Source organism: Streptosporangium sp. NBC_01639, from assembly GCF_045209755.1.
Taxonomy (GTDB): domain Bacteria; phylum Actinomycetota; class Actinomycetes; order Streptosporangiales; family Streptosporangiaceae; genus Streptosporangium.
The window spans coordinates 6,085,801-6,109,550 of record NZ_CP109272.1 but is presented as its reverse complement, the minus strand read 5'-3'; the positions used below and the strand labels follow the sequence as shown (position 1 = coordinate 6,109,550).

Sequence of the window (23,750 nt, the reverse complement as noted above, 5' to 3'; positions counted from 1 at the left end):
AAGATCGAAAGGCTGCGACCCGTGACGATCTCCGTCATCTCATCAGCCGGAGGCTTCCGGCGATCCTCCGTTCAGGGCTCGCTCGCCGCACTCGCCGTCGGCGTACTCGCGGCTCTCGTTCCCGCCTCACCCGCCGCGGCCCTGCCCGCCTGCCCTCAGATCTTCGGCCATGGCGGCTATCCCAGCGGGGCCAAAGGTTCGGACACCTGGAATCGGGACAAGGTCCGACAGCCCAACCACCCGACCGGCATCCAGCAGCAGAAGAGCTGGGGCGCCGCCGGGGTGGAGGCCGATGTGCAGCTCACCAGGGACGGCACCAAGGCGGTGATGTGGCACAACACCTCGACCTGGGGTCTGGACGGGGTGAAGAGACCCATCACCGAGATCTGGTGGGCCACAGGCAGCGACAAGCTTCAGGGGCGGCACATCAACAGGGGTGTGTACGTCGGCGAGACCGTTTACACGCTCCGGGAATGGCTGGACTCCGCGAAGTCCAAGAACATGATCGCCCTCCTTGAGCTCAAACCGGAGGCCAGGCAGTCCCTGTTCAACAGTGATCCTGCGATCAAATCCCGCGCCTGGTCGGAGGTCCTCAGCCCGATCAAGGAAAGGTACGGATCTCAGGAAATCATGATCTACTCGCACGACGCCGCCATCTGGACCGAACTCCAGAACCGTGCCAGCGCCCAGGGCCTCTCAGCCGTACTCCACAACAGACCCACGTGGACAGACGCCCTCGCGTGGGAAGAGCCGCCCTCCGCGTGGACGGGGAACGTCTCCAAGTGGCAGCAGGTCCTCAACCAGGGACCCAAGCGCGTGGCCACGACCTACACCGACGACTACCGCAAATGGCTGACAGGAAAGTGCGGATAGGACACGCCCCCTCATCGGGCGCCCCGACCCTGGCACCGCTCGGATTCCGGCGGTGCTCAGCCCTGGCACCGGCCGGATTCCTGTCTCTGCGGTGCTCGGCCCTGCACTGGTCGGAGAGGAACGCGTCAGCTACGGCGACCGGCCCGAACGGTCCCGTACGGATTGCTTCAGCGTCAGCGAGATCCATGGGCGGCCGGAAAGCGAGCGGCTACGGTCCGCACGCCGTACGGCGAGGCAGCCTGGCGCGGAGGTGGGTGGGTGTTCCGGCCGGCTTATAAAAAACCGTAACCAGCGCGCCCGTCAGGCCGGAGGCCTGAAACACCGGACGGTGACTGCGACGGCCGGCCGGAACACCCACCCACCGCAGCGCGCACGGCGAAAACCGAACACCCACCCACCGCAGCGCATACGGCCACCCACCCCCGGAAACACCCCGCAGCCAGTGAACCCCGCAGCGCAAGAGAACACCCACCGCAGCGCGAACGGAAAACCCCGGAACAGCGTGAACAGCCAAGCCGGAAGTCACTCGTCCTGAGCGGGACCCGACGTGGAGGTGCATGTGAGATTGCTCTCGGGCTTGTAGACGGTCTTCTTCGTCTCCCGCTTGACCTCTTTGCCGTCCTGCTTGAAGATCCGGGTCACATCGATCGTGAACCCCTGCTGGCCGGTCATCGCGATGCAGGACGGACCGCTGTCGGTGGCGTTCTCGAACGGGGTGATGTCGTAACGCTGGGAGGAGATCGATTCAATGTCGTAGCGCTTGGTGCTCCAGAAGGCGACCGTGACCGAGGTGGCCGTGGAGGAGGTCTTCACCAGCACGCCGTACTTGGAGTCGTTCTTCCATCGGAAGTCCGGCTCAGGCCAGGAGACCGTGGACTCCCGGCCGGCCGGGTAGCGCGAGATGTAGAACTCGTGAGCCACGTGCTGGACATCCTCGAGTCCACCGAAGAAGACCGCGTTGTACATGGTGGTGACGTACTGGGAGATGCCGCCACCCACCGAGTCCATCAGCCGGCCGCCCTGGATCATGGGGGCCGGGACGAAGCCGCGGGCCGTGTCACGCTGACCGATCACGTCGTTGAGGGAGAAGGTCTCGCCGGGCTTGACCAGGTATCCGTCGAGGAGCTTGGCGATCGTACGGATGTTGGTCGCCCGGGGCACGCAGCAGTCGTACGTCGTGGTGAACTCGCTGATCTTCTCCTTGATCCCGAGCTTGCGCGCCTCGGCGTCGGAGACGCGGGGCTTGACGTTCGTGAGGGCGACCGGGATCGTCCGGTTGCCTCCCTCGGCGACCATCCGGCTCACGGCGTCGGCGAGCTTCTCTGCGTTGACACCCTTGCCGGGACGGCCGGGGATCAGCTCCGGCGTGACGCCGACGATCTGGAAGGTGGGTTCCCGAGGCGCCTGAGCGGGGTCGACGAGCTTGCTCTCCACGGTCGCGAGCGCGTTCTTGGCGTCGAACACCGGGACCATGGTGCCGGCACTTTCGGCCTCGAAGGACAGGTGGGCGGCGAGGGTCTCCACCGGGAGTTGGACCTGCCGGCCGTCGGAGGTCAGGGTGACCGGGCCGGACAGAGCCTCGGCGGCGTCGTCGGCGGCCTTTTCGACCGTCTCCTCCGTCACCTTGGGCTTGATCACCGAAACCGGCAGCTGGACCTCGGCACCGGTGCCGAGGAAGGCCTTCCTGAGGACCTCGGCTGTGGCCGTCTGCTCCAGCTCGCGGCCGTCACGAGGGGAGACCGCGACCGGCTTGGTGTCCTTGAAGGTGACCTCGCCTTCGCGGACCTTGAGGTCGATCTTCTTGGCGAGGGCCGTGACGGTGTCGTCCATGCGCCCGGAGTCGACGGAGATCTGAGGGGACAGCTCGGTGGTGCCGGTCAACGCCCGCCAGACGTCCGTCGGGGAGGGGAAGCCGCTGGACGCCTGACCGATGGTGGCGACGACGTCGAACTCCAGGCCGGCGTCCTCGGGATCGAGGGAGTATTTCCGGCCCGCGGCCAGGAGGGTCATCTCCTTGCCGGCTTTACCCGGCAGCCGATCCCGGAGCCTGTCCGCAGCCTCGGTCGCGGTCAGCCCGCCGATGTCGACGCCGTGGACCCGGGTGCCGGGCAGCATCTTGCCGGACATGACGATCGCCGGTATGGCATAGGCGAGGCCGGCCAGCAGGAGCAGGACGGTGACGACGAGGAGAAACCTGCGTCCCCGGCGAGGGGGAGGCTCCTCGAAGCGTGACAGGTCGGGCTGCTGGGGACCGCCGGACGCGGACAGGAGTTCGTCATGCTGCGAGGATCGCTCCGGCGGGGCGGCCATCTGCCACGGCTGGGGCGGGGATGCCGCGGGCGGCAGTCCGGCCGGGCCCTGGGCGGAACCGCCGAGCCGGCCGAAACCGGAGGGTGCCGCGGGCTGACCCGGCCCGGAGGAGCCGAAGATGTCGGGCGAGACTCCCGGGGGGAGTCGCGAGCCCCCCTTGGACTGCTCACCGGGAGATGCGTTGGGATCGCGGGCGCCCGGCCGGACCGGGCGTGAAGGAAGGGGAACCGCCGCGAACGGGTCCGTCGGTGGGTCTATCGACGCTCCGGCGTTCCGCACGGCCTCCGTCTCCTCCTGCTCCGCAGTTTTTACCTTTGTTAACCCTAAACCACGTTCATCAGTCAAGAACCGAAAAGCAGTAACGAATCAGCCCGTCCACCGGTAGCGGTGTTCGGGTCGGCCCGCCGTGCCGTACTTCGGCCGGAGTTCGGCCTGGCCCGTCGCGCAGAGATATTCCAGGTAGCGGCGGGCGCTGACCCGGGAGAGGCCGGTGAGCGCCGCCGCCTCGGCGGCCGACAGGTCGGTGCCGGTCTCTCTGAGCGCGTCGGCGACCAGGCCGCAGGTGGTGGCCGACAGCCCTTTGGGGAGCGGTGGCGGCCCTCCTCTGGCGTTGCCGAAAACCCGGTCCACCTCGTCCTGGCCGATCGTGGAGCCGATCGCGGCGAATCGCCTGCGGGTGTCGGCGTACTGTTCCAGGCGTTCGGTGAGCGCGCCGGCGGTGAACGGTTTGATCAGGTAGTTGACCGCGCCGCCGCGCATGGCCGCGCGGACCGTGGCGACGTCACGCGCGGCGGTGATCACCAGGACGTCCACCGGGTGGGAGACGCCCCTGAGCGTCGTGAGCACATCAAGGCCGGACATGTCCGGCAGGTAGATGTCGAGGAGCACCAGGTCGGGCCGGTGCTCGGCCACGGCGGCGACCGCCGCCCCACCGGTGTGCACGGCGTTGACCACGGTGAACCCGGGCACCCGGGCCACGTAGCCGCTGTGGATCCGGGCCACCATGAAGTCGTCGTCCACGACGAGTACGCGGATCACTCCGGCCTCCCCGTGGAAGCCGGTTCTTCTCGCGCCCCGTCCGTCGCGCCGCCCGGCCCGGCGTCGTCGCGCCGGGGCAGCAGGGCCGTGAAGACGGCGCCGTCCGCGTTGTGCACCCGCACCCAGCCGCCCCTGCGCGCACATGTCTGACGGGTCAGGGCCAGGCCGAGTCCGCGCGGACCCGCATGAGCGACCTTGGTGGTGAACCCCTCACGGAACACCTCCTCGGCCAGGCCCGGGGTGATCCCCGGCCCGGAGTCACCGACCCGGACATGCAGGCCGTCGGCCTCGGTGCGGACCGAGACCTCGACCGTGCCCCCGATCCCCTGGAGCGCGTCGAGGGCGTTGGCGACCAGGTTGCCGACCACCAGTACGGCGTCGCGGGGGTCGCCGAGCGTGTCCTCCTCCACCCGGGCGTCTTCGGCGAGCACCAGGGAGGCGCCCCGCTCGGCCGCTTCGGCGGACTTGGCCAGCAGCAGCGCGGCCAGTGTCGGGTCGGCGACCTTCTCCCGGATGCCGGACGCGTGCCGGCCGTATGCCTCGGAGGTCTGGGTGATGTAGTTGACGGCGGTCTCGTGCTCGCCGAGCTCCAGCAGCCCGACCACGGTGTGCATCCGGTTGGCGAACTCATGGGCCTGGGCGCGCAGCGCGTCGGTCGTGCTACTGGCCCGGTCGAGCTCACGCGCGAGCTCGACCAGCTCGGTGCGGTCGCGCAGGGTGACCACCCAGCCGCGTCGCTGCTCGCGGACCGCCACCGGGGTGCGGTTGAGCACCAGCACGCGGTCGCGGTGGAGCACCACCCGGTCGTCACCCGCGTCGACACCGTCCAGCACGTCCCGCATCCGTTCCGACAGGGGTATCTCGTGCAGGCCCCGGCCGACGTCGTGGACGGACAGCCCGATCAGGTCGCGGGCCGCGTCGTTGATCAGCGTCACCCTGCCCTGGAGGTCGAGGGCGAGCACCCCCTCCTTCACCCCGTGCAGCACCCCTTCGCGCTGTTCGAGCAGGGCCGCGATCTCCCGGGGCTCCAGTCCGAAGGTCTGGCGACGGACCCGCCGGGCGATCAGCCCGGTGGCCGCGGAGCCGGCGAGCAGTACGGCGAGCACGGTCCACAGCAGCGGCGGCAGCGCCGAGCCGAGCTCGTCGGCGACGGTGTCCTGGAGCACGCCGACCGAGGCCAGGCCGATGACCTGACCGGAAGGACCGAAGATCGGGGCCTTGCCGCGGACGGAGCGGCCGAGGGTGCCCGTCTGGATGCCGGTCCAGGTGTGGCCGCCGGCAAGGATCTCCGAACCGTCGGTGGACAGCCGTTTGCCGATCAGGGCCGTGTTGGGATGGGCGTAGCGGATCTGGTCCCGATTGGCGATCACCACGTAGTCGGCGCCGGTGGCCGCCTGCACTCCCACCGCGATCGGCTGCAGGATCCGCTCGGGACGGGTCTGCGCGAAGGCCTCGCGGACCTGGGGCAGTCCCGCGACGGACTCGGCGATCGCCAGCGCGCGCTGCTGGTACTGCCGGTCGAGCTGGCTGCGGGTGTGCTCTACCCAGACGCCCGCCGTACCTCCCACCGCGAGAAACACGATCACCGTCTGCAGCACGAACAGCTGGGTGCCGAGGGAGGCGTTGAGTATCCGTCGCACAAGTGAACTCCCAGGTCAGGCTGCTCATGAAAGCAGCCGGAGGTAACGGCGGGGTCGCGGTGGCCGTGGCCGACGTGACCAATACGACCGATACGACGGCAACCTCACAAAGGATCGACACGGCTGCCTGCGGCGCCCAGCATCCTCACCACGCTTTTCTTTCCGTTGTTTGGAGTTGACCATGCGCCTTCGGAGACTCGCCGCCCTGGCGGCCCTGTCCCTCGCCGCTCTCACCGCGTGCGGCTCGGGCTCGGGCTCGGGCGTCGGCACGCTGAAAATCATGGCTCCGGCGTCGCCCGGCGGAGGCTGGGACCAGACCTCCCGTACGGCGGAGCAGGCCTTCAAGTCGGCCGACCCGTCCCGCACGGTGGAGGTCTACAACGTCCCCGGTGCGGGCGGAACCATCGGCCTGGCCCAGCTCGCCGCCGCGAAGGGCAACGGCAACCTGCTGATGACCATGGGCCTGGTGATGGTGGGCGCGGTGGAGCAGAACAAGTCGAAGGTCACCCTGGCCGAGACCACGCCTGTCGCGAAGCTCACCGAGGAGTACGAGATCGTCGTGGTCCCGGCGGCCTCGCCGTACAGGACGCTGGCCGATCTGGTGGCGGCGTGGAAGGCCGATCCGGCGAAGATCGCGATCGCGGGCGGGTCGGCCGGGGGCACCGACCACATCGTGGCGGGTCTGATGGCCAAGGCCGCCGGGATCGATCCCGGGCGGGTCAACTACATCGCCCACTCGGGTGGCGGTGAGGCCCTCAACGCGCTGCTGGGCAACAAGGTCGCGCTGGGGATCTCCGGAATCGGCGAGTTCGCCGAACACGTGAAGTCCGGCAAGCTCCGGGCGCTCGGTGTGAGCTCGCCCGCCCGGGTCGACAGCGTGGACGCGCCCACCCTGAAGGAGGCGGGTCTGGACGTCGAACTGGCCAACTGGCGTGGGTTCGTGGCCCCGCCCGGCCTGGATGACACCGCCAAGAAGAACCTGACCGACCTGGTCACCAGGATGCACGACTCGCAGGCGTGGAAGGACGCGGTGGCCAAGAACGGCTGGATCGACTCCTTCCAGACCGGCCAGGAGTTCGCCGACTACCTCGCGGCCGAGCAGACCAAGGTCAAGACCATCATCGCGGAAATGGGACTCGTCTCCTGATGGACTCCACCGAAGAGCCGACCGGCGCCACCGACGGTGGCGCCGGTCCGGCGTACTCATGGCGGCGGCCGGAGCTCGCCCTGGCGCTGACCGTCCTCGGACTGGGCGTGTTCGTGATCGTGGGGACCGCCGACGTCCACGCCGCGGGCTCCGCGCTGGGGCTGGGTCCCCGGTTCTTCCCGGTCATCGTCGGTTCCGCGCTGCTGCTGATCGGGCTGTTCTATGCGATCGACGTGGTCCGGGGCGGACGCGGTGAGCCCGAGGAGAGCGAGGACGCCGACGCCGGCGCGCGGGCGGACTGGCGGACGGTCGCGCTGGTGAGCGTGATCTTCCTGGCCTTCGCCGGGCTGCTGGACCTGCTCGGCTGGATCATCGCGGGCGCACTGCTCTTCTTCGGCCTCTCGCTGGTGCTCGGGGCTACCCGGCGCCTGCACGCGGGGGTGATCGCGATCGTGCTGTCCACCGTCACCTACCTGGCGTTCGTCAAGGGACTGGGCGTGACGCTGCCCGCCGGGCTGCTGGCGGGGGTGATCTAGATGGAGTCGTTCCAGCTCCTGATGGACGGGTTCACGACCGCGCTGACCCCGGTCAACCTGCTCTACGCGCTGGTCGGCGTCACCCTCGGCACGCTGGTCGGCGTACTGCCCGGCATCGGCCCGGCCATGACCGTGGCCCTGCTGCTGCCGATCACCTTCACCGTCCCCCCGGCCAGCGCGTTCATCATGTTCGCCGGGATCTACTACGGCGGCATGTACGGCGGGTCGACCACCTCGATCCTGCTCAACACGCCCGGTGAGAGCTCCTCGATGATCACCGCGCTGGAGGGCAACCAGATGGCCAAGCGGGGGCGGGCCGCCCAGGCGCTGGCCACCGCCGCGATCGGCTCCTTCGTCGCGGGCACGATCGCCACCGGGCTGCTGGTCGTCGCGGCCCCGCTGGTGGTGGACTTCGCGATCTCGTTCGGCCCCGAGGACTACTTCGCGCTGGCCGTACTGGCCTTCACCGCGGTCTCGTCGGTGCTGTCTCGCTCGGTCGTGCGCGGGCTGGCCTCACTGGGAATCGGCCTGGTCATCGGGTTGATCGGCATCGACCAGCAGACGGGGCAGGCGCGGCTGACCCTGGGCATTCCGCAGTTGCTCGACGGCATCGACATCGTGATCGTCGCGGTCGGCCTGTTCGCGCTGGGTGAGGTGCTCTACGTGGCCTCCCGGCTGCGGCACGGCACACCGGAGGTCATCCCCGTCGGCCGGGCCTTCCTCGGCCGCTCCGACTGGTCGCGGTCCTGGCGGCCCTGGCTGCGCGGCACCGCCCTCGGCTTCCCGTTCGGGGCGCTGCCGGGCGGCGGAGCGGAGATCCCCACTTTCCTGTCGTACTCGATCGAGAAGCGCCTGGCCCGGGGAGTGGCCCGAGAGGAGTACGGCAAGGGCGCCATCGAAGGCGTCGCCGGTCCCGAGGCAGCCAACAACGCGTCGGCCGCGGGCACCCTCGTCCCGCTGCTCACCCTGGGCCTGCCCACGTCGGCGACGGCTGCGATCCTGCTGGCGGCATTCCAGCAGTACGGCCTGCAGCCCGGCCCGCAGCTGTTCGACCACAACCCGGCACTGGTCTGGGGCATGGTCGCCTCGCTGTTCGTCGGCAACGTCATGCTGCTGGTACTCAACCTGCCGCTGGCCCCGCTCTGGGCGCGGGTGCTGAACATCCCCCGCCCCTACCTCTACGCGGGCATCGTGCTGTTCGCCGCCCTGGGCGTCTACGCGCTCAACTCCTCCTGGGTGGAGCTGGTCATCCTCTACATCCTGGGCATGCTGGGCTTCGCGATGCGCCGCTTCGGGCTTCCGGTGGCGCCGGCCGTGATCGGCATGATCCTTGGTCCGATGGCCGAGATCCAGCTCCGCAGGGCCCTGGCGATCGGCGCGGGCGACGTGACCGTGCTGGTGCGGAGCCCGATCGCGGTGGCGCTGCTGGTGGTCTCCGTTCTGGTGCTGCTGGCCCCGGCGGCCAGGAGGCTGTTCACGCGTCCGTCGCGTGTCACCACCTCGGGACGGGAATCCGGGGAGTAGGACCGTTCTCCCTTCCTGGAAAGGACGCCTTTCCAGGAAGGGAGACACCGGCGGGCAGGCGTCACGTCGCAGAGGGCCGGCCCGGCGGCGGCGTGACCGCTCACCCCGCGACCCGTCGGACTACTCGGAGACGCCGAGCTTCTCCAGCAGCAGCTCACGCGCCCGGCCGGCGTCGGCCTTGCCCCGGCTGGCCTTCATGACACCGCCCACCAGCGCACCGACTGCGGCGATCTTGCCGCTGCGGACCTTCTCGGCCGCCGCGGCGTTCTCAGCCAGGACCTGGTCGATGATCGCCGTCAGCTCGCCCTCGTCGTTGACGATCTGCAGACCGCGCGCGGCCACCACCTCGTCCGGGGAGCCCTCGCCGTTCAGCACGCCCTCCAGCACCTGGCGGGCCAGCTTGTCGTTCAGTGCTCCCCCGGCGACCATCGCGCACACCCGGGCGATCTGGTCCGGGGTGATCCGCAGCTCGCTGAGCGGGACCGCGGCCTCGTTGGCCCGGCGGGCCAGCTCGCCCATCCACCACTTGCGGGCGTCCGCGGGCGGGGCCCCGGCGGCGACGGTCGCCTCGACCAGGCCGATGGCGTCGGCGTTGTGCATGGCCTCCATGTCGAGGTCGGAGACGCCCCACTCCTGCTGGAGCCGCTTGCGCCGGACGCTCGGCAGCTCCGGCAGGGCCGCCTTGAGCGAGGCCACCCACGCGGTGTCGGGAGCGATCGGCACCAGGTCGGGCTCGGGGAAGTAGCGGTAGTCCTGCGCCTCCTCCTTGGAGCGGCCCGAGGTGGTGGTGCCGGTGTTCTCGTGGAAGTGGCGGGTCTCCTGGAAGATCCGGCCACCGCCCGCCAGGATCGCGGCCTGGCGCTCGATCTCGCCGCGGACCGAGCGCTCGACGCTGCGCAGCGAGTTGACGTTCTTGGTCTCGGTGCGGGTGCCCCATTCGGAGGAGCCACGCGGCATGAGGGAGACGTTCACATCGAACCGCATGGAGCCCTCCTCCATGCGCACGTCCGAGACGCCGAGGCCGCGCATGACCTCGCGCAGCTCGGTGCCGTAGGCACGGGCGATCTCGGGAGCGAGCCGGTCGGTCCCCGGGATCGGCTTGGTGACGATCTCCACCAGCGGGATGCCCGCGCGGTTGTAGTCGACGATCGAGTAGTCGGCGCCGTGGATGCGGCCGGTCGCGCCACCCATGTGGGTGGACTTGCCGGTGTCCTCCTCCAGGTGGACCCGCTCGATCTCGATCCGCACCGTCCGGCCGTCCACCTCGACGTCAAGGTAGCCGTCGAAGCAGAGCGGCTCGTCGTACTGGCTGATCTGGTAGTTCTTCGGCATGTCCGGATAGAAGTAGTTCTTCCGGGCGAAGCGGCACCACTCGGCGATCGAGCAGTTGAGCGCCAGGCCGATCCGGATCGTCGACTCGATCGCCGCGACGTTGGCCGTCGGCAACGCGCCGGGCAGGGCCAGGCAGACCGGGCAGACGTGGGTGTTCGGCGGGGCGCCGAACGTCGTCGGGCAGCCGCAGAACATCTTCGACGCCGTACCCAGCTCGACATGCGTCTCCAGGCCGAGCACGGGCTCGAAGCGCTCCAGCGCCTCGTCGTACGGCATGAGCGTGTTGGTGGTGCTCACAGGTAACCAAGTCCCTTCAGTGCGTTCCTCGTCTCGGCGACCCAGTCGGCGTACGCGGGCACCTGGGCCAAGACCGCGAGATCGATGTTCCGTCCTATGTATTCGAAGTAGTCGCGGATCGGCTTTCCCCGCTGCGGAACGGTGGCGGCCAGGATTCCGGCCGGGTCGGTGATCCGCTCGACGTCACGGGGGCGGGCGGGCAGCAGGCCGAGCTCGCTCCCCTCCAGACCGGCCCACACCCCGCGGTCGGCGAGCAGCCAGGCCTCGGTCTCCCCCAGCCCGATCACCGGGACCAGGTAGTGCGAGTGGTAGCGGACCCCGTCCGCCTTGCCGCCCACTTTTCCGCGCTCCCGCAGGTCGTCGTGGGTGAAGAGCAGATGGCAGTCCGCCGCGAGCTCCTCCAGCGCCGTGACCATGTGCTCCCGGTCGCACGAGACGACCTCCGTCGCCTCGACGTCGACCGCGTAGGGCGACATCCAGGTGAGCTCGCGGAGCTGCCGGGAGATGACGATGCCGAGGAAGCCCTCGTCGGCCTCCCCCTCCGCGACCAGACCCGGGACCAGCGGACGGCTCATGCAGCCGCGCCCAGGTATTTGCGTACTTGCCGGGGTGAGACGAACGTGCCCGGCTCGCCGTCCGGCAGGATGGGCTTGGCGACGGTCACCCGTGAGACCCGGTCGTTGTCGGGGTCGACGCGGACCGCGGTGTCCAGGAAGGTCAGCGCGTCGGGATCGGTCTGGTAGATCTCGGCGACCACCACCGGAGAGTGGCTGGTGAGGATCACCTGCCGGAACGGTTTCACGCCACCGGGCTCGACGACGCGCTGCCGGATCCGGCGGATCAGCTCGCCGAGGCTGCCCGGGTGCACGCTGTTCTCGATCTCCTCCACCAGGAGGGTGCCCGGGTGATCCGGATCGTGCAGGGCGGCGAGCAGTCCGAGGGTCCGCAGGGTCCCGTCCGACAGCAGCGCGGCCGGCACCTTCCCCTGACCGTCGACGACCAGTTCGAAGGAGCACTCCTCACGGTCGACGCGGGGCAGCAGCTCGACCACGTCGGGAAGCACCCCGGCGAGGTCGACCCGGAGATCGACCAGCGCCGCCGATCCCGCCATCCGCCCGAGCACCGCGGCGAGGTTGGCGCCGTCCGCCGCGAGCGGGCCGCGGTCGGCCGGGGAGCACCGGCGGCGCATAGCGGCCGGCGACGGGACGTAACGGCGCCACGACTGGACCGTACGGCGAGGCGTGATCTCCGGTTCCGGATCCTCGACGATGAGCTCCAGCAGCTCCTCCGGGAGCGGTTGGACCGCATGGCTGACCACGGGCCCGCTGGACCTGGGAATCCTGAGCACCATCTCCGCGCCCACGTCGAACCGGATCGGCAGCAGCGCGCCGGGCTCCGGGGAGACCAGGGCCTCCACGGAGACGACGAACCCGGGGATCGGGGCTCCCCGCGCCACCCGGTGGAACTGCTCCCCGGGCAGGCCTCTGCGCGCGTCGAGCAGCCCGCCGGAGCCGGCGATCTCGTCCGCGACGAACGTGACGGCGTCGAACAGGTTCGACTTGCCGCTGGAGTTGGGACCGACCAGCGCGAGGAAGGGCGGCACGTCGAGGCCGAAGTTCAAGAAGGACTTGAACCCGTCGATCTCGATCCGAGTGATCATGCCGCCTTTCCCCCCTGTCGCCCTGTCGCTCTGTCGCTCTGTCGCCTTGAAGCCCTTAGAGCGCCGGGGCCTTGGACAGCAGGCTGCCGCCCCAGCGCCCTTCGAGGGCCTTCTCCACCGCGGCGCCGACCCGGTAGCAGCGGTCGTCGCCGAGCACCGGAGCCATGATCTGCAGACCGACCGGCAGGCCGTCCTCGTCGGCCAGGCCGCACGGCACGGAGATGGCCGCGTTGCCCGCCAGGTTGGTCGGGATGGTGCACAGGTCGGCGAGGTACATCGCCATCGGGTCGTCGGCGCGCTCGCCGATCGGGAACGCCGTGGTCGGCGTGGTCGGCGAGATGAGCACGTCCACCTGGTGGAAGGCCGCCTCGAAGTCACGTGCGATCAGCGTGCGGACCTTCTGCGCCTGGCCGTAGTAGGCGTCGTAGTAGCCGCTGGACAGCGCGTAGGTGCCGAGGATGATGCGCCGCTTGACCTCCGGGCCGAAGCCCGCGGCCCGGGTCAGCGCCATGACCTCCTCGGCGCTCCGCGTGCCGTCGTCGCCGACCCGCAGGCCGTACCGCATGGCGTCGAAGCGGGCCAGGTTGGACGAGGCCTCCGACGGGGCGATCAGGTAGTAGGCCGGGAGGGCCGTGGTGAACGACGGGCAGGAGACCTCGACGACCTTCGCGCCCAGGGACTCCAGCAGCTCGACGGTCTCGTGGAAGCGGGCGAGCACGCCCGCCTGGTATCCCTCGCCGCCGAACTCCTTGACCACGCCGATGCGCAGCCCGGCCACGTCAGCGTTGCGCGCCGCCTCGACGACCGAGGGCACCGGGGCGTCGATGGAGGTCGAGTCCATGACGTCGTGGCCGGAGAACGCCTCGTGCAGGAGCGCCGCGTCCATGACGTTGCGGGCGAAGGGGCCCGGCGTGTCCAGGGAGCTCGCGAAGGCGATCAGGCCGTAGCGGGACGAGCCGCCGTAGGTCGGCTTCATGCCGACGATGCCGGTGACGGCGGCGGGCTGGCGGATCGAGCCGCCGGTGTCGGTGCCGGTGGACAGCGGGGCCTGGTAGGCGGCGACCGCGGCGGAGGAGCCGCCGGAGGAACCGCCCGGGATCCGGCCCAGGTCCCACGGGTTGCGGGTGGGGCCGTAGGCCGAGTTCTCCGTGGAGGAGCCCATCGCGAACTCGTCGAGGTTGGTCTTGCCGAGGATCACCAGGCCGGCCTCGCGCAGGCGGCGGGTCACGGTGGCGTCGTACGGCGGGCGGTAGCCCTCAAGGATCTTGGAGCCGGCTGTGGTCGGCATGTCGACGGTGGTGAAGACGTCCTTGTGCGCGATCGGCACGCCGGCGAGCGGGCCGAGGTCCTCCCCCGCGGCCCGGCGTGCGTCGACCGCACGGGCCTGTCCGAGAGTCGTCTCCGCGTCGACGTGCAGGAAGGCGTTGATCTTCGGTTCGACGGCGGCGATCCGGTCGAGGTGGGCCTGGGCGACCTCGACGGCCGAGACCTCACCGCTTGCGACCAGCGCGCCAAGCTCGGCGGCGGACCTGTGGACGAGGCTCATGCTTCCTCCCCGAGGATGCGCGGAACGCGGAAACGGCCGTCCTCGACTGCCGGGGCGCCCGAGAGCGCCGCCTCAGGCGTCAGGCCGGGGCGTACCTCGTCGGGACGGTAGACGTTGGTGAGCGGGAGCGCGTGCGAGGACGGCGGGATGTCGTCGGCCGCCACCTCGGCGACGCGGGCGACCGCACCGATGATCACATCGAGCTGGGCGGCGAAGTGGTCGAGCTCCTCGTCGGCCAGCGCCAGCCGGGACAGCCGGGCGAGGTGAGCGACCTCGTCGCGGGTTATGGCGGACATGAGTCGTTGAACCCGTTTCGTGGAATGGCAATTGGACACTGTCATCTTAGGGCTCGTGACCTAACGTGCCTGACTCATTAACCGCCCGATAACCGCCCGGGGCCCGTGGCCGGGAGCGAGGCGCCCGCATCGGCGGGCCATCGGCGCGGAACCGCAGGTCTCCGGGCCCGTCCTCGGACCGGGGAGCGCGGGCTCCCTCAGGCCCGCTGGGAGTCGAGCACCTCGGCGGAGCTCAGGAGATAGAAGCCGGGCGTGGCCGGGGCGCGGTGTTTGCGGAGCCAGGCGGTGGCGTCGGCGGCGGACATGGGTTCGGCGAACAGCCAGCCCTGGGCGAGGTCGCATCCCATCCGGGTCAGGCGGGTGGCCACGTCGGCCGACTCGACGCCCTCGGCCACGGAGCGCAGGCCCAGGGAGCGGACCAGGTCGACGATGGAGCGGACGATCCGCTCGTCGTCCTTGGACTCGCCGATCCTGCGGACGAACGAGGAGTCGATCTTGACCTCGGAGACCGGCAGACGCTGCAGGCGGACCAGCGAGGAGTATCCGGTGCCGAAGTCGTCCAGCGCGAGCGGCACACCGAGTGAGGTCAGGGCGCGGACCGCGTCCGCGGTGTATGCCTGGTCGGTCATCAGGATGCGCTCGGTGACCTCGAGCTGGATGGCCTTGGGAGGCAGCCGGTATTGGGCGAGGCCCGCCTCCAGCCGGTCGGGCAGGGCGGAGTCGAGCAGATCCCGGGCGGAGATGTTCACCGACACCTGTTCGTGCAGACCGGTGTGCCACCAGTGGGCCGTCTGCTCCAGCGCCGCGTCGATGACGTACTGGGTGAGGTGCCGCATGAGATACGACTGCTCGGCCATCGGCACGAACTCTCCCGGAGAGATCATCCCCCGTTCGGGATGACGCCACCGCAGCAGTGCCTCCACCCCGCGCACCTGCCCGCTGGCCAGGTCGAACTTGGGCTGGTAGTGGAGCCGGAGCTCGGAGCGGTCGATGGCCCTGCGCAGGTCGCCGATGAGGTTGAGCCGTTCCGGGCTGTTGCGATCCTTGTCGGCGACGTAGATCTCGACACCGGTCCGCCCCTCCTTGGCCAGATACATCGCCACGTCGGCGCGTTGCATCAGCAGTTCGAAGTCCGGTGCGTGATCGGGGTGGAGGGCGATGCCGACCGAGGCGTCCAGGTCGAAGGTCATCCCCTCCAGACGGACCGGCTCGGTGAGGGCCACCCGCAGCCGCGCGGCCACCTCCCGGGCCGCGCCGTCGTCCCTGACCGAGGGCAGCAGCACCGCGAACTCGTCGCCGCCGAGCCGGGCCACCACGTCGCCCGGCCGCACGCTGTGGGTGAGCCGATGCGCCACGATCTGCAGCAGCCGGTCGCCCACCGGGTGGCCCAGCGTGTCGTTGACCTCCTTGAACCTGTCGAGATCGAGCAGCAGCAGGCCGACCCGCTCGCCCGTCCGCGCCTCGGCGAGCGCCTCCTGGGTGCTGAACACCAGCATCTTGCGGTTGGGCAGGCCGGTGAGGACGTCGTGCGTCGCCTGGTGGTCGCGGCGGAGCGACATGGTCGCGGTGATGTAGACGGCGGCCAGCGGCGCGATGAACAGCGGCACCAGCGCCGGGGAGTGGTTCATCACCACCACGACCAGCGGGGACATGCCGAGCAGGCCGGCGTAGACCAGGCTCTGGTGACCGATGGTGGTCCTGATCACCCGGCTGATCGACCGGCGTTCGTGCAGCGCCACGGCGCCGGAGACCAGCAGCCCCCGGACCACGAAGTAGGCGACGCCGGCCAGCCCGATGGCGAGCAGGTCGGGCCCCCTGGGCACCCAGGACGCGTCCGGCGCCGGACCGCCCCGGATCAGCGCGAGCACCACCCCGGCCGCGGAGCAGGCCAGGGTGGTCTGGGCGATGTTGAACATGACGCGATGCCACGCCTTGCGGGTGACGGCGCTGTTGACGATCATGCCGACCGCCTGCATCAGCACGGCGACCGGCAGGCCGTAGTGGAGCAGCGCGGCGAAGGTGAACATCGCCGACGGATAGGTGCCGCCCACCGTCACCGACGACGACAGCAGCACCGGCCGCAGGTCACCCAGCACGACGAGGACCGCCAGCATCCAGAACAGCGGGCTGTGCGCCAGGTCCGCCATCTCCGATGGGCTGATCCACCACTGGGCCAGGACGAGGGTGCTGAACCCGATCGTGATGACGGTGGCGAGATAGGCCCACAGGGGTGACCCGGCACGGGGTCCGGTGTCGCGTGTGTCATTTGGGTCGGCCATGAGTTACAAAACCCCCATTAGTTCACTATGGGAGAGTACGGCCTCTGGGCCACTTCGCGAAACCGGTTGGGCACGTTCCGTTACCGGTCATTTGAAACATTTGCGACACCGCACCCCTTGTCTCCTGACTATTCTTCCGGCTTGACCGCCACCTCGGCCGCCGCCTCCGGCCCTTGATCCAGGAGGACCCCCAGGCCGCTCTCGTCGAGGACCGGCACGCCGAGCTTGGCCGCCTTGTCGAGCTTGGACCCGGCGTTCTCCCCCGCCACCACGAAGGAGGTCTTCTTCGACACCGAGCCCGACACCTTGCCGCCCCTGCTCGCGAGCACCGCACCGGCCTCGTCGCGGGTGTAGGCGGCCAGCGTGCCGGTCACCACGAAGGTGAGCCCGGCCAGGATCTGCGGGAGCCGGTCGGCGGGCGCCTCGTCCTCCATCCGGACCCCGGCGGCCTTCCACCGGTCGACGATCTCCTTGTGCCAGCCGACCTGGAACCACTCGTGGATCGCGGCGGCCACCCGCGGGCCGACGCCCTCGACCGCGGCGAGCTCCTCCTCCGTGGCCGCCGCGATCGCGTCGATCGAGCGGAACTCGGCCGCGACGGCCTGAGCGGTGGGCGGCCCGACGTGCCGGATGGAGAGCGCGACCAGAATGCGCGCGACCGTCGTCTCCTCCTTGGTCTTGGCCCGCTCCAGCTCCTGGAGCATCTTCTCGGCGTTCCTGCTCAGCTCACCGCTCTGGTTGGCGAAGAAGGAGACGATCTTCGGCTCGCCCGTCTCCGGGTCGGTCCTGGGCAGCCCGGTGTCGGGGTCGCGGACCACCGAGCGGATCGGCAGCAGCCGCTCGGCGGTCAGCTCGAACAGGTCGGCCTCGGTGCGGACCAGCGGCTGCTGCGGGGGCAGCGGCTGGGTCAGCGCGGTGGCCGCCACATATCCCAGGCCCTCGACGTCGAAGGCCCTGCGCCCGGCCGCGAAGAAGATCCGCTCGCGGAGCTGGGCGGGGCACGCTCTGGTGTTGGGGCAACGCAGGTCGGCGTCGCCCTCCTTCTCGTAGGCCAGCTCGGTGCCGCACTCCGGGCAGTGTGTCGGCATCGTGAACTCCCGCTCGGTGCCGTCACGCAGCTCCTCGACCGGCTTGACGATCTCCGGGATCACGTCGCCCGCCTTGCGCAGCACCACGGTGTCGCCGATCCGCACGCCCTTGCGCTCGACTTCCGAGGCGTTGTGCAGGGTGGCGCGCTCGACCGTGGAACCGGCCACCACGATCGGCTCCATGACGCCGTACGGCGTGACCCGGCCGGTGCGGCCGACGCCCACCTGGATGTCGACGAGCCTGGTGTTGACCTCCTCGGGCGGGTATTTGTAGGCGATCGCCCAGCGCGGCGCCCGGCTGGTGGAGCCCAGGTTCCGCTGCAGCTCGACGCGGTCGACCTTGACCACGACGCCGTCGATCTCGTAGGCGGGGTCGTGGCGGTGCTCGCGGTAGAACTCGACGAAGCCGTCGATGCCGTCGAGGTCGTCGACGACCCGGTAGAGGTCGCTCACCGGCAGGCCGAACTCCCGCAGCCGCTCGTAGATCTGCGACTGGGTCGGCGGCAGCGGGACGCCCTCCCACGTGCCGACCCCGTGCACGAGCATCCGCAGCGGCCGCCGCGCGGTCTCCCGGGGGTCCTTCATCCGCAGCGAGCCCGCGGCGGCGTTGCGCGGGTTGGCGAACGGGGACTCGCCCTTCTCGACGAGCCGCTCGTTGAACCTCTCGAACCCCTCGACGGGCATGTAGACCTCGCCCCGCACCTCGACCAGGTCGGGCACGCCGTCGCCGGTCAGGCGGTGCGGCACGTCGGCGAGGGTGCGCACGTTGGCCGTCACGTCCTCACCGACGCGGCCGTCGCCGCGGGTCGCCCCCCGCACCAGGCGCCCCTTCTCGTAGACCAGCGCGATCGCCAGGCCGTCGATCTTCAGCTCACACAGGTAGGGGGCCGGGTCGCGCTCGGCCAGCCGCTCGGCCCGCGTCCGCCAGGCGGAGATCTCATCGGCGTTGAACGCGTTGTCCAGGCTCTCCATCCGCCGCAGATGCGCCACCGACGCGAAGTCACTGGTGATCGGCGCGCCGACCTTCTGCGTCGGCGAGTCAGGGGTGCGCAGGCTCGGGTGCTCCTGCTCCAGCCGCTGCAGCTCGCGCATCCACGTGTCGTACTGGGCATCGCTCGCGGTCGGCGCGTCGAGCACGTAGTAACGCCAGTTGGCCTCCTCGACCAGCTCGGTCAGCTCCGCGTGCCGCTCCAGCGCCGCCACCGGAACACCTTCGACCTCAGCAGCCATCGCCCAGCTCTCCCCTCGTCGATCCGACCAAGGGAAACGCTATCGCCGGGCACCGACATCGTGAGAAGTCCTTACCCGGAGGTGGGAAGCCTCTTCCTGAGCCCTGGAGCCCCGGAGGCCCGGAGCGGCCGGAGCCCTCCGGGTCACCGCTCGGGGTCGTCCCTCAGCACCAGGGCCGCCTCCCGGACCCTGGCCAGCGCGGCCCTGGCGTAGGCGGGCGAGGCCCCGGCCAGCCCGCAGGCGGGAGTGAGCACGACCTGCGAGGCCAGGGTATCGGCGGAGAATCCGAGCCGGCGCCAGAGCTCGACGGCCGGCCGGGCGACCACGCCGACGTCGGGCAGCCGGGAGTCCACCCCGGGCACGACACCGAGGAAGAGGGCCGTCCCGGCTTCGATCGACTCGCCGATCGCGTCCTCGTCCCGGCGCCTGAGCAGGGAGAGGTCGAGCGAGACGCCCCCGGCGCCCGCGGCGCGCAGGACGGCGAAGGGCACCTCCGGAGCACAGCAGTGGACGACCGTGAACGTGCCGGCGGGCAGCACCGAGCCGAGCCGCTCGGCCGCGATCGAGGCGTCGACGGCGGCGAGCCTCCCGAAACCGGACGCGGTCGGCACCCGGCCGGTGAGGACGCCCGGCAGTCCGGGCTCGTCGAGCTGCACCACGATCTCGGTGGCTCCGGGCACCCTCCGGCGTACGTCGGCGACGTGCGCGGCCAGCCCATCGGCGAAGGAGGCCATGAGATCGCGTACGGCTCCCGGGTCGGCGAGCGTCTTGTCGCCGTAACGCAGCTCGACCGCCCCGGCCAGCGTCCACGGCCCGCACACCTGGATCTTGAAGGGCCCCCGGTATCCCTGGACGGCCTCCTCCAGCGCGTCGAGGTCGCGCACGAGGTGGTCACGGGCCCGCTTGGCGTCGCGCCCCGGCCGGTCGGCGAACCGCCAGCCGGACGGCTGCACCTCCACCGGCAGCTCCACCAGCAGCGACGCGGTGCGCCCGATCATGTCGGCGCCCACCCCGCGTGCGGGCAGCTCCGGCAGGTACGGCAGCGCGGGCAGCTCGCCGAAGACGACCCTGACCGCCTCCGCGTGGTCTGTTCCCGGGTGCGACCCGACACCGGTCGCCGCCGCCTCACCCCACGGATATCCACTCATGTCCGCTGCTCCCCGCCACGCTCGTCGGGACATGGGCGATCGCCGCCGGACCCGCTGGCCCGCCCGCCTCGCCCATCCACGACAGCCAGCTTAGGACCGCGGACGCCGCGTCCGGCTGGGCGATCTCTCTCTCCCGTGACGGGAGTTGATCGAGTTGAGTATGGTTCTGTCCGGTATTCACCCGCCTTAGGGGGACGCATGGTGATCGGTCGGGCGCTCGTCGCGGTGTCGGTACTGGTGGCGGTCACGGCTCCGGCCGCGCCGGCGGCCGCGGAGCCCGAGAAGTGCCAGCCCGAACGCGGCACCGGGACCATCGCGGAGTCGTGGGGCCAGCGGCGCCTCAACCTGCCCGACGTATGGCAGCTGACCAGAGGTGCCGGGGTGACCGTCGCGGTCGTCGACAGCGGCCTGGACACCTCGCATCCCCAGCTGACGAAGGGCAGCACGGAAGACGTCACCGGCACCGGAGGACTCGACTGCTACGGCCACGGCACGGCGGTGGCCGGCATCATCGGCGCCGCCCCGGTGGCCGGCAGCCCCTTCGTCGGGGTGGCGCCGTCGGCGAAGCTGATCTCCGTCAAACACACCACCGGCCGCGAGGGAGACGTCGGCAAACTGGCCCAGGCCATCGTGAAGGCCGCCGAACTCGGCGCCGGTGTGATCAACGTGTCGGTCCAGGCGAGCGACCAGCCCGATCTGCGCACCGCGGTCAACTATGCGCTGGCCAAGGACGTCGTGGTGGTCGCCGCGGTCGGCAACGTCCAAAAGGACGACGACTCGCCCGCGCCCGCCTATCCGGCCTCCTACCCCGGGGTCCTGTCCGTCGGCTCGGCCGGCCCCGACGGGAGGCGGGCCGACTCCTCGAACCCGATCACGCCCGTCACCGTGCTGGCTCCGGGCGTGGACCTCACCAGCACCTGGCCCTTCCGGGTCTACAAGGACAAGCTGGAGGGCACCAGCTTCGCCTCGGCGTACGTGAGCGGGACCGTGGCGCTGGTCCGCTCCCGCCATCCGGCGCTGACCAACGAGGAGGTACGGCGGCGTGTCGAGCTCACCGCCGACGGCGGCTCGGGGACCGGAAGCGGCGCGGGCATGGTCAATCCGCTGCTGGCGGTCTCGGCGATCGTGCCCTCGGAGACGGTCGCGCTCGCGCCGCAGGAGCCCGCGCCGCTGCCGGCCGACGCGATCCGGCCCGCGCCGCCGAAGGACTCCCGGAGCATCTCGATCGCGACCTGGGTCGCCCTGCTCGCGCTGGCGGCGGCCATGGCGATAACGCTGGGTAGCATCGCGATTCCGATGGGGAGACGCCGCAGGTGGCAGCCGGGGCCTCTGGAGAACGGTTCGTGAAAGAGATGTGAAATCGGTGAACGAGAGGTCCGACATTTGCTTTGATATACGCGGATAAACCTATCAGTAGCTTTAACGGTAGTTGAGGTGGAAGGAATCCAATGGGGGATTTGAACCCATTACTGCCCGAGGATCCGGAACGCGTCGGCGTTCACATCCTCGTCGGGCGACTCAGCCAGGACCCTCAGCAGGCCGTGTACCTAGGTCACCTGCCCGACGAGGACACCCTCCGCGTCATCCGCGTGCTCGCCCCCCGCCCGGAGGCCACACCCCAGGCCCGCGAGCAGATCACCAACGGACTACACGCCGCCAAACGCGTCTCCGGCGCCCACACCGCCAAACTCATCGACGTCGGCTGGTTCGACGACGCCCCCTACATCGTCCGCGAACACGTCGAAGGCCGCACCCTCCGCGAAGCCGTCACCACCGACGGCCCACTGACCGGCGACGCCCTCGAACGCCTGGCCATCGGCACCCTCACCGCACTCACCGCCGTCCACCTGGCCGGCCTCACCCACGGCGCCCTCACCCCCGACACCGTGATCCTCGGCCCCGACGGACCCCGCGTCTGCGACATCGGCCTCAACCTCACCACCCCCGAACCCGACTACCGCGCCCCCGAACACCTCCACACCGAACTCAACCCCGGCAGCCCCCCCATCCCCGGCACCGGCACCGGCCGACCCGGCGACCTCTTCTCCTGGGCCGCCACCCTCGCCTACGCCGCCACCGGCCAACCCCCCTTCCAAAACCAGCCCACCCACGTCATCGAAGGCCCCGCCAACCTCACCGGAATCCCCCCGGAACTGGCCCCCCTCCTCATCGCCTGCCTCGACAAATGGCCCGCCCAACGCCCTGACACCAAAACCGCCATGCTCCGCCTCCTCGGCGAGGAATCGGCGATCCAGATCACCGGGGACGACGAGTGGCAGGACGAGGTGCTGGCGGCCGTACCGCAGCAGCCCGTCTCCGAGCAGCCCCATCCGACCGCGCCGTCCGGCTGGGGCGCACCGCCGCTCCCGCAGGACGCGCCCCCGGCACAGACGACGTTCGTGCTCCAGGGGGCGGCTCAGTCCGCCGACCGCCCGAAGAAGAAGGGCGGCGTCTCCCTGGTGCTGGCCGCCTGCGTCGGTGTGGTCGCCCTGCTGTCCGGGCTCGGCCTGTGGGCCGCCGGAAGCTACTCCTCCCTCGGCGACACGCAGCAGGCGGCGGCCAACGAAGCGGCCCCCCATGCGTCGCTGGGGCTGGTCGACCAGTCCCAGAACCCGACGCAGGGCAACGTGACCGGGAACGACAGCGGGAACGGGAACGGGCAGGGCATCGGGAGCGAACCGACCGAGAAGGTGACCGTACCCTGGGTCTCCACGGCCGATCCGGAGGTCCCGGACGTCGGCCCCATGCAGCTGGCCACGGAGACCCCGGCGGTCCCGGTCCCGTCGTTGACCTCGTTCGTCACCCCGCCGCCGATCCCGCCGACCATCGCGCCCACGGTGCCGAGCACCACTCCGGCCCCCACCGCGACGGCCACCACCCAGGCACCGGCCACTCCGGCGCCGACGGCGACGGTCACCGCGACCGCCACCGCGACGACGACGGTCGAGCCGACCCCGGTGCCGACCGCCACCCCGAGCGAGCCGCCGACCCCGGAACCGAGCGCGACCCCGGCTCCGCAGCCGAGCGAATCCGCCGCACCGGAACCGAGCGCGAGTGAGACGCAGCCGGCTCCGGCACCGACGGCCACCGCCAAGCCGACGGCCAAGCCGACCGCCACGGCCACCGCCAAGCCGACCGCCAAGCCGACGCCGACCCAGCCGACGGCCACGGCCAAGCCGAAGCCGACGGCCACGGCCAAGCCGACGCCCCCTTCGACCCCGCCGACCATCAAGCCGACCTTGACCGCCAAGCCGACGCCGAAGCCCTCCGCGTCGACCCCGCCGGCTTCGCGTCCCAACCCCTACAGCCCGCAGCAGGTCTGTGGTTCGGGCTACTCCGTGCAGCGGTCCGCCTCCTTCAGCGGCGGAACCACCTACCAGCTCTACAACAACTCCACCGGCTCCAACTGCGTGGTCACCATGAAGAGCGCCGGCGTGGGCACCGCCACCTCCGTCTTCGCCACCCTCGAAGTCCAGGGCGGCGGAACCAAGACCGACCGCGGCAACTACGAGTACTACGCCGGACCGGTCTACCTTCCCGCCAAGGGCAAGTGCGTCCGCTTCTCCGGCGGCGGACCGGCCGGCAGCACCGGCACCGCCTCCTGGGCCAACTGCGGATGACACCCGGTCAACATCTGAACAGGACCGGAACCCTCTCCTGACCTGACGGAATACCCCGATGAAGGCCCCCTCCCCCGACCGGGGAAGGGGCCTTCGCCATGGTCCGGGCAGCTTACGGACGAGGTCGGCGGGCGAGCCGGAGCGGAGTCGGCGTCCGAAACCGGAGATACGGATGTGACATCTTTG

17 protein-coding genes are annotated in these 23,750 nt (G+C 70.5%); 6 read left to right on the top strand and 11 right to left on the bottom strand.

Annotation, left to right across the window (positions count from 1 at the left end; genetic code table 11):
• Positions 1-21: 21 nt before the first annotated feature.
• Positions 22-873, top strand: coding sequence for a glycerophosphodiester phosphodiesterase family protein (locus OHA77_RS27930; protein WP_406312403.1), 852 nt, complete (start codon positions 22-24; stop codon positions 871-873).
• A 522-nt stretch (positions 874-1,395) separates the two neighbouring features.
• Here OHA77_RS27930 and OHA77_RS27925 read toward each other — a convergent pair.
• From OHA77_RS27925 to OHA77_RS27915, 3 genes are all read right to left on the bottom strand, one after another.
• Complete coding sequence (locus tag OHA77_RS27925; RefSeq protein ID WP_406312402.1) at positions 1,396-3,462, bottom strand: VanW family protein; 2,067 nt, start codon at positions 3,460-3,462, stop codon at positions 1,396-1,398.
• A gap of 87 nt (positions 3,463-3,549) precedes the next feature.
• Complete coding sequence (locus OHA77_RS27920; RefSeq protein WP_406312401.1) at positions 3,550-4,221, bottom strand: response regulator; 672 nt, start codon at positions 4,219-4,221, stop codon at positions 3,550-3,552.
• On the bottom strand, positions 4,218-5,861 hold the full coding sequence (locus OHA77_RS27915) for a sensor histidine kinase (RefSeq protein WP_326825221.1): 1,644 nt from the start codon (positions 5,859-5,861) through the stop codon (positions 4,218-4,220). Before OHA77_RS27915 ends, OHA77_RS27920 begins: the two co-directional genes overlap by 4 nt.
• 181 nt (positions 5,862-6,042) lie before the next feature.
• On the opposite strand from OHA77_RS27915, the gene OHA77_RS27910 reads away from it, so the two are divergent.
• The 3 genes from OHA77_RS27910 to OHA77_RS27900 are packed head-to-tail and all read left to right on the top strand — an operon-like array spanning position 6,043 to position 9,068.
• Positions 6,043-7,008 (top strand): Bug family tripartite tricarboxylate transporter substrate binding protein, encoded by a 966-nt coding sequence (locus tag OHA77_RS27910; protein ID WP_406312400.1) that lies wholly within the window; start codon positions 6,043-6,045, stop codon positions 7,006-7,008.
• Positions 7,008-7,544 (top strand): tripartite tricarboxylate transporter TctB family protein, encoded by a 537-nt coding sequence (locus OHA77_RS27905; RefSeq protein WP_406312399.1) that lies wholly within the window; start codon positions 7,008-7,010, stop codon positions 7,542-7,544. Before OHA77_RS27910 ends, OHA77_RS27905 begins: the two co-directional genes overlap by 1 nt.
• The gene (locus tag OHA77_RS27900) at positions 7,545-9,068 is read left to right on the top strand and encodes a tripartite tricarboxylate transporter permease (protein WP_406312398.1); all 1,524 of its coding nucleotides are present in this window, start codon (positions 7,545-7,547) and stop codon (positions 9,066-9,068) included.
• Between the two features lie 120 nt (positions 9,069-9,188).
• Here OHA77_RS27900 and gatB read toward each other — a convergent pair whose 3' ends face one another.
• The 8 genes from gatB to OHA77_RS27860 all read right to left on the bottom strand — a co-directional run bounded on the left by gatB (position 9,189) and on the right by OHA77_RS27860 (position 19,944).
• Positions 9,189-10,676, bottom strand: coding sequence for an Asp-tRNA(Asn)/Glu-tRNA(Gln) amidotransferase subunit GatB (gene gatB / locus OHA77_RS27895; RefSeq protein WP_326826915.1), 1,488 nt, complete (start codon positions 10,674-10,676; stop codon positions 9,189-9,191).
• Positions 10,677-10,693: 17 nt separating this feature from the next.
• Entirely contained in the window at positions 10,694-11,272 is a 579-nt protein-coding gene (locus OHA77_RS27890; RefSeq protein ID WP_406312397.1) for a hypothetical protein, read from the bottom strand.
• Positions 11,269-12,357: an AAA family ATPase gene (locus OHA77_RS27885; RefSeq protein ID WP_326825226.1), complete on the bottom strand. Its 1,089-nt coding sequence runs from the start codon at positions 12,355-12,357 to the stop codon at positions 11,269-11,271. The genes OHA77_RS27890 and OHA77_RS27885 overlap by 4 nt, the downstream gene beginning before the upstream one ends.
• Before the next feature lie 55 nt (positions 12,358-12,412).
• Positions 12,413-13,903, bottom strand: coding sequence for an Asp-tRNA(Asn)/Glu-tRNA(Gln) amidotransferase subunit GatA (gene gatA, locus OHA77_RS27880; protein WP_406312396.1), 1,491 nt, complete (start codon positions 13,901-13,903; stop codon positions 12,413-12,415).
• The gene (gatC, locus tag OHA77_RS27875; RefSeq protein WP_400708132.1) at positions 13,900-14,199 is read right to left on the bottom strand and encodes an Asp-tRNA(Asn)/Glu-tRNA(Gln) amidotransferase subunit GatC; all 300 of its coding nucleotides are present in this window, start codon (positions 14,197-14,199) and stop codon (positions 13,900-13,902) included. The genes gatA and gatC overlap by 4 nt, the downstream gene beginning before the upstream one ends.
• A gap of 197 nt (positions 14,200-14,396) precedes the next feature.
• Positions 14,397-16,478: a putative bifunctional diguanylate cyclase/phosphodiesterase gene (locus tag OHA77_RS27870; protein WP_406312395.1), complete on the bottom strand. Its 2,082-nt coding sequence runs from the start codon at positions 16,476-16,478 to the stop codon at positions 14,397-14,399.
• A 128-nt stretch (positions 16,479-16,606) separates the two neighbouring features.
• The gene (gene ligA / locus OHA77_RS27865; protein ID WP_406312394.1) at positions 16,607-18,796 is read right to left on the bottom strand and encodes an NAD-dependent DNA ligase LigA; all 2,190 of its coding nucleotides are present in this window, start codon (positions 18,794-18,796) and stop codon (positions 16,607-16,609) included.
• A 143-nt stretch (positions 18,797-18,939) separates the two neighbouring features.
• Entirely contained in the window at positions 18,940-19,944 is a 1,005-nt protein-coding gene (locus OHA77_RS27860; protein WP_406312393.1) for a methionine synthase, read from the bottom strand.
• A 198-nt stretch (positions 19,945-20,142) separates the two neighbouring features.
• Between OHA77_RS27860 and OHA77_RS27855 the strand changes: the two genes are divergently transcribed.
• Positions 20,143-21,291: a S8 family serine peptidase gene (locus tag OHA77_RS27855; RefSeq protein ID WP_406312392.1), complete on the top strand. Its 1,149-nt coding sequence runs from the start codon at positions 20,143-20,145 to the stop codon at positions 21,289-21,291.
• Positions 21,292-21,392: 101 nt separating this feature from the next.
• Positions 21,393-23,564, top strand: a complete 2,172-nt coding sequence (locus OHA77_RS27850; RefSeq protein WP_406312391.1) for a serine/threonine protein kinase — start codon at positions 21,393-21,395, stop codon at positions 23,562-23,564.
• Positions 23,565-23,750 lie beyond the last annotated feature (186 nt).

Excerpts from the sequence above, each read along its gene's own strand:
- OHA77_RS27885 (WP_326825226.1), bottom strand. The coding sequence starts at position 12,357 with ATGATCACTCGGATCGAGATCGACGGGTTCAAGTCCTTCTTGAACTTC.
- OHA77_RS27855 (WP_406312392.1), top strand. The coding sequence starts at position 20,143 with ATGGTGATCGGTCGGGCGCTCGTCGCGGTGTCGGTACTGGTGGCGGTC.
- gatB (WP_326826915.1), bottom strand. The coding sequence starts at position 10,676 with ATGCCGTACGACGAGGCGCTGGAGCGCTTCGAGCCCGTGCTCGGCCTG.
- OHA77_RS27860 (WP_406312393.1), bottom strand. The coding sequence starts at position 19,944 with ATGAGTGGATATCCGTGGGGTGAGGCGGCGGCGACCGGTGTCGGGTCG.
- gatC (WP_400708132.1), bottom strand. The coding sequence starts at position 14,199 with ATGTCCGCCATAACCCGCGACGAGGTCGCTCACCTCGCCCGGCTGTCC.
- OHA77_RS27900 (WP_406312398.1), top strand. The coding sequence starts at position 7,545 with ATGGAGTCGTTCCAGCTCCTGATGGACGGGTTCACGACCGCGCTGACC.
- OHA77_RS27910 (WP_406312400.1), top strand. The coding sequence starts at position 6,043 with ATGCGCCTTCGGAGACTCGCCGCCCTGGCGGCCCTGTCCCTCGCCGCT.
- OHA77_RS27890 (WP_406312397.1), bottom strand. The coding sequence starts at position 11,272 with ATGAGCCGTCCGCTGGTCCCGGGTCTGGTCGCGGAGGGGGAGGCCGAC.
- OHA77_RS27870 (WP_406312395.1), bottom strand. The coding sequence starts at position 16,478 with ATGGCCGACCCAAATGACACACGCGACACCGGACCCCGTGCCGGGTCA.
- OHA77_RS27850 (WP_406312391.1), top strand. The coding sequence starts at position 21,393 with ATGGGGGATTTGAACCCATTACTGCCCGAGGATCCGGAACGCGTCGGC.
- ligA (WP_406312394.1), bottom strand. The coding sequence starts at position 18,796 with ATGGCTGCTGAGGTCGAAGGTGTTCCGGTGGCGGCGCTGGAGCGGCAC.
- gatA (WP_406312396.1), bottom strand. The coding sequence starts at position 13,903 with ATGAGCCTCGTCCACAGGTCCGCCGCCGAGCTTGGCGCGCTGGTCGCA.
- OHA77_RS27905 (WP_406312399.1), top strand. The coding sequence starts at position 7,008 with ATGGACTCCACCGAAGAGCCGACCGGCGCCACCGACGGTGGCGCCGGT.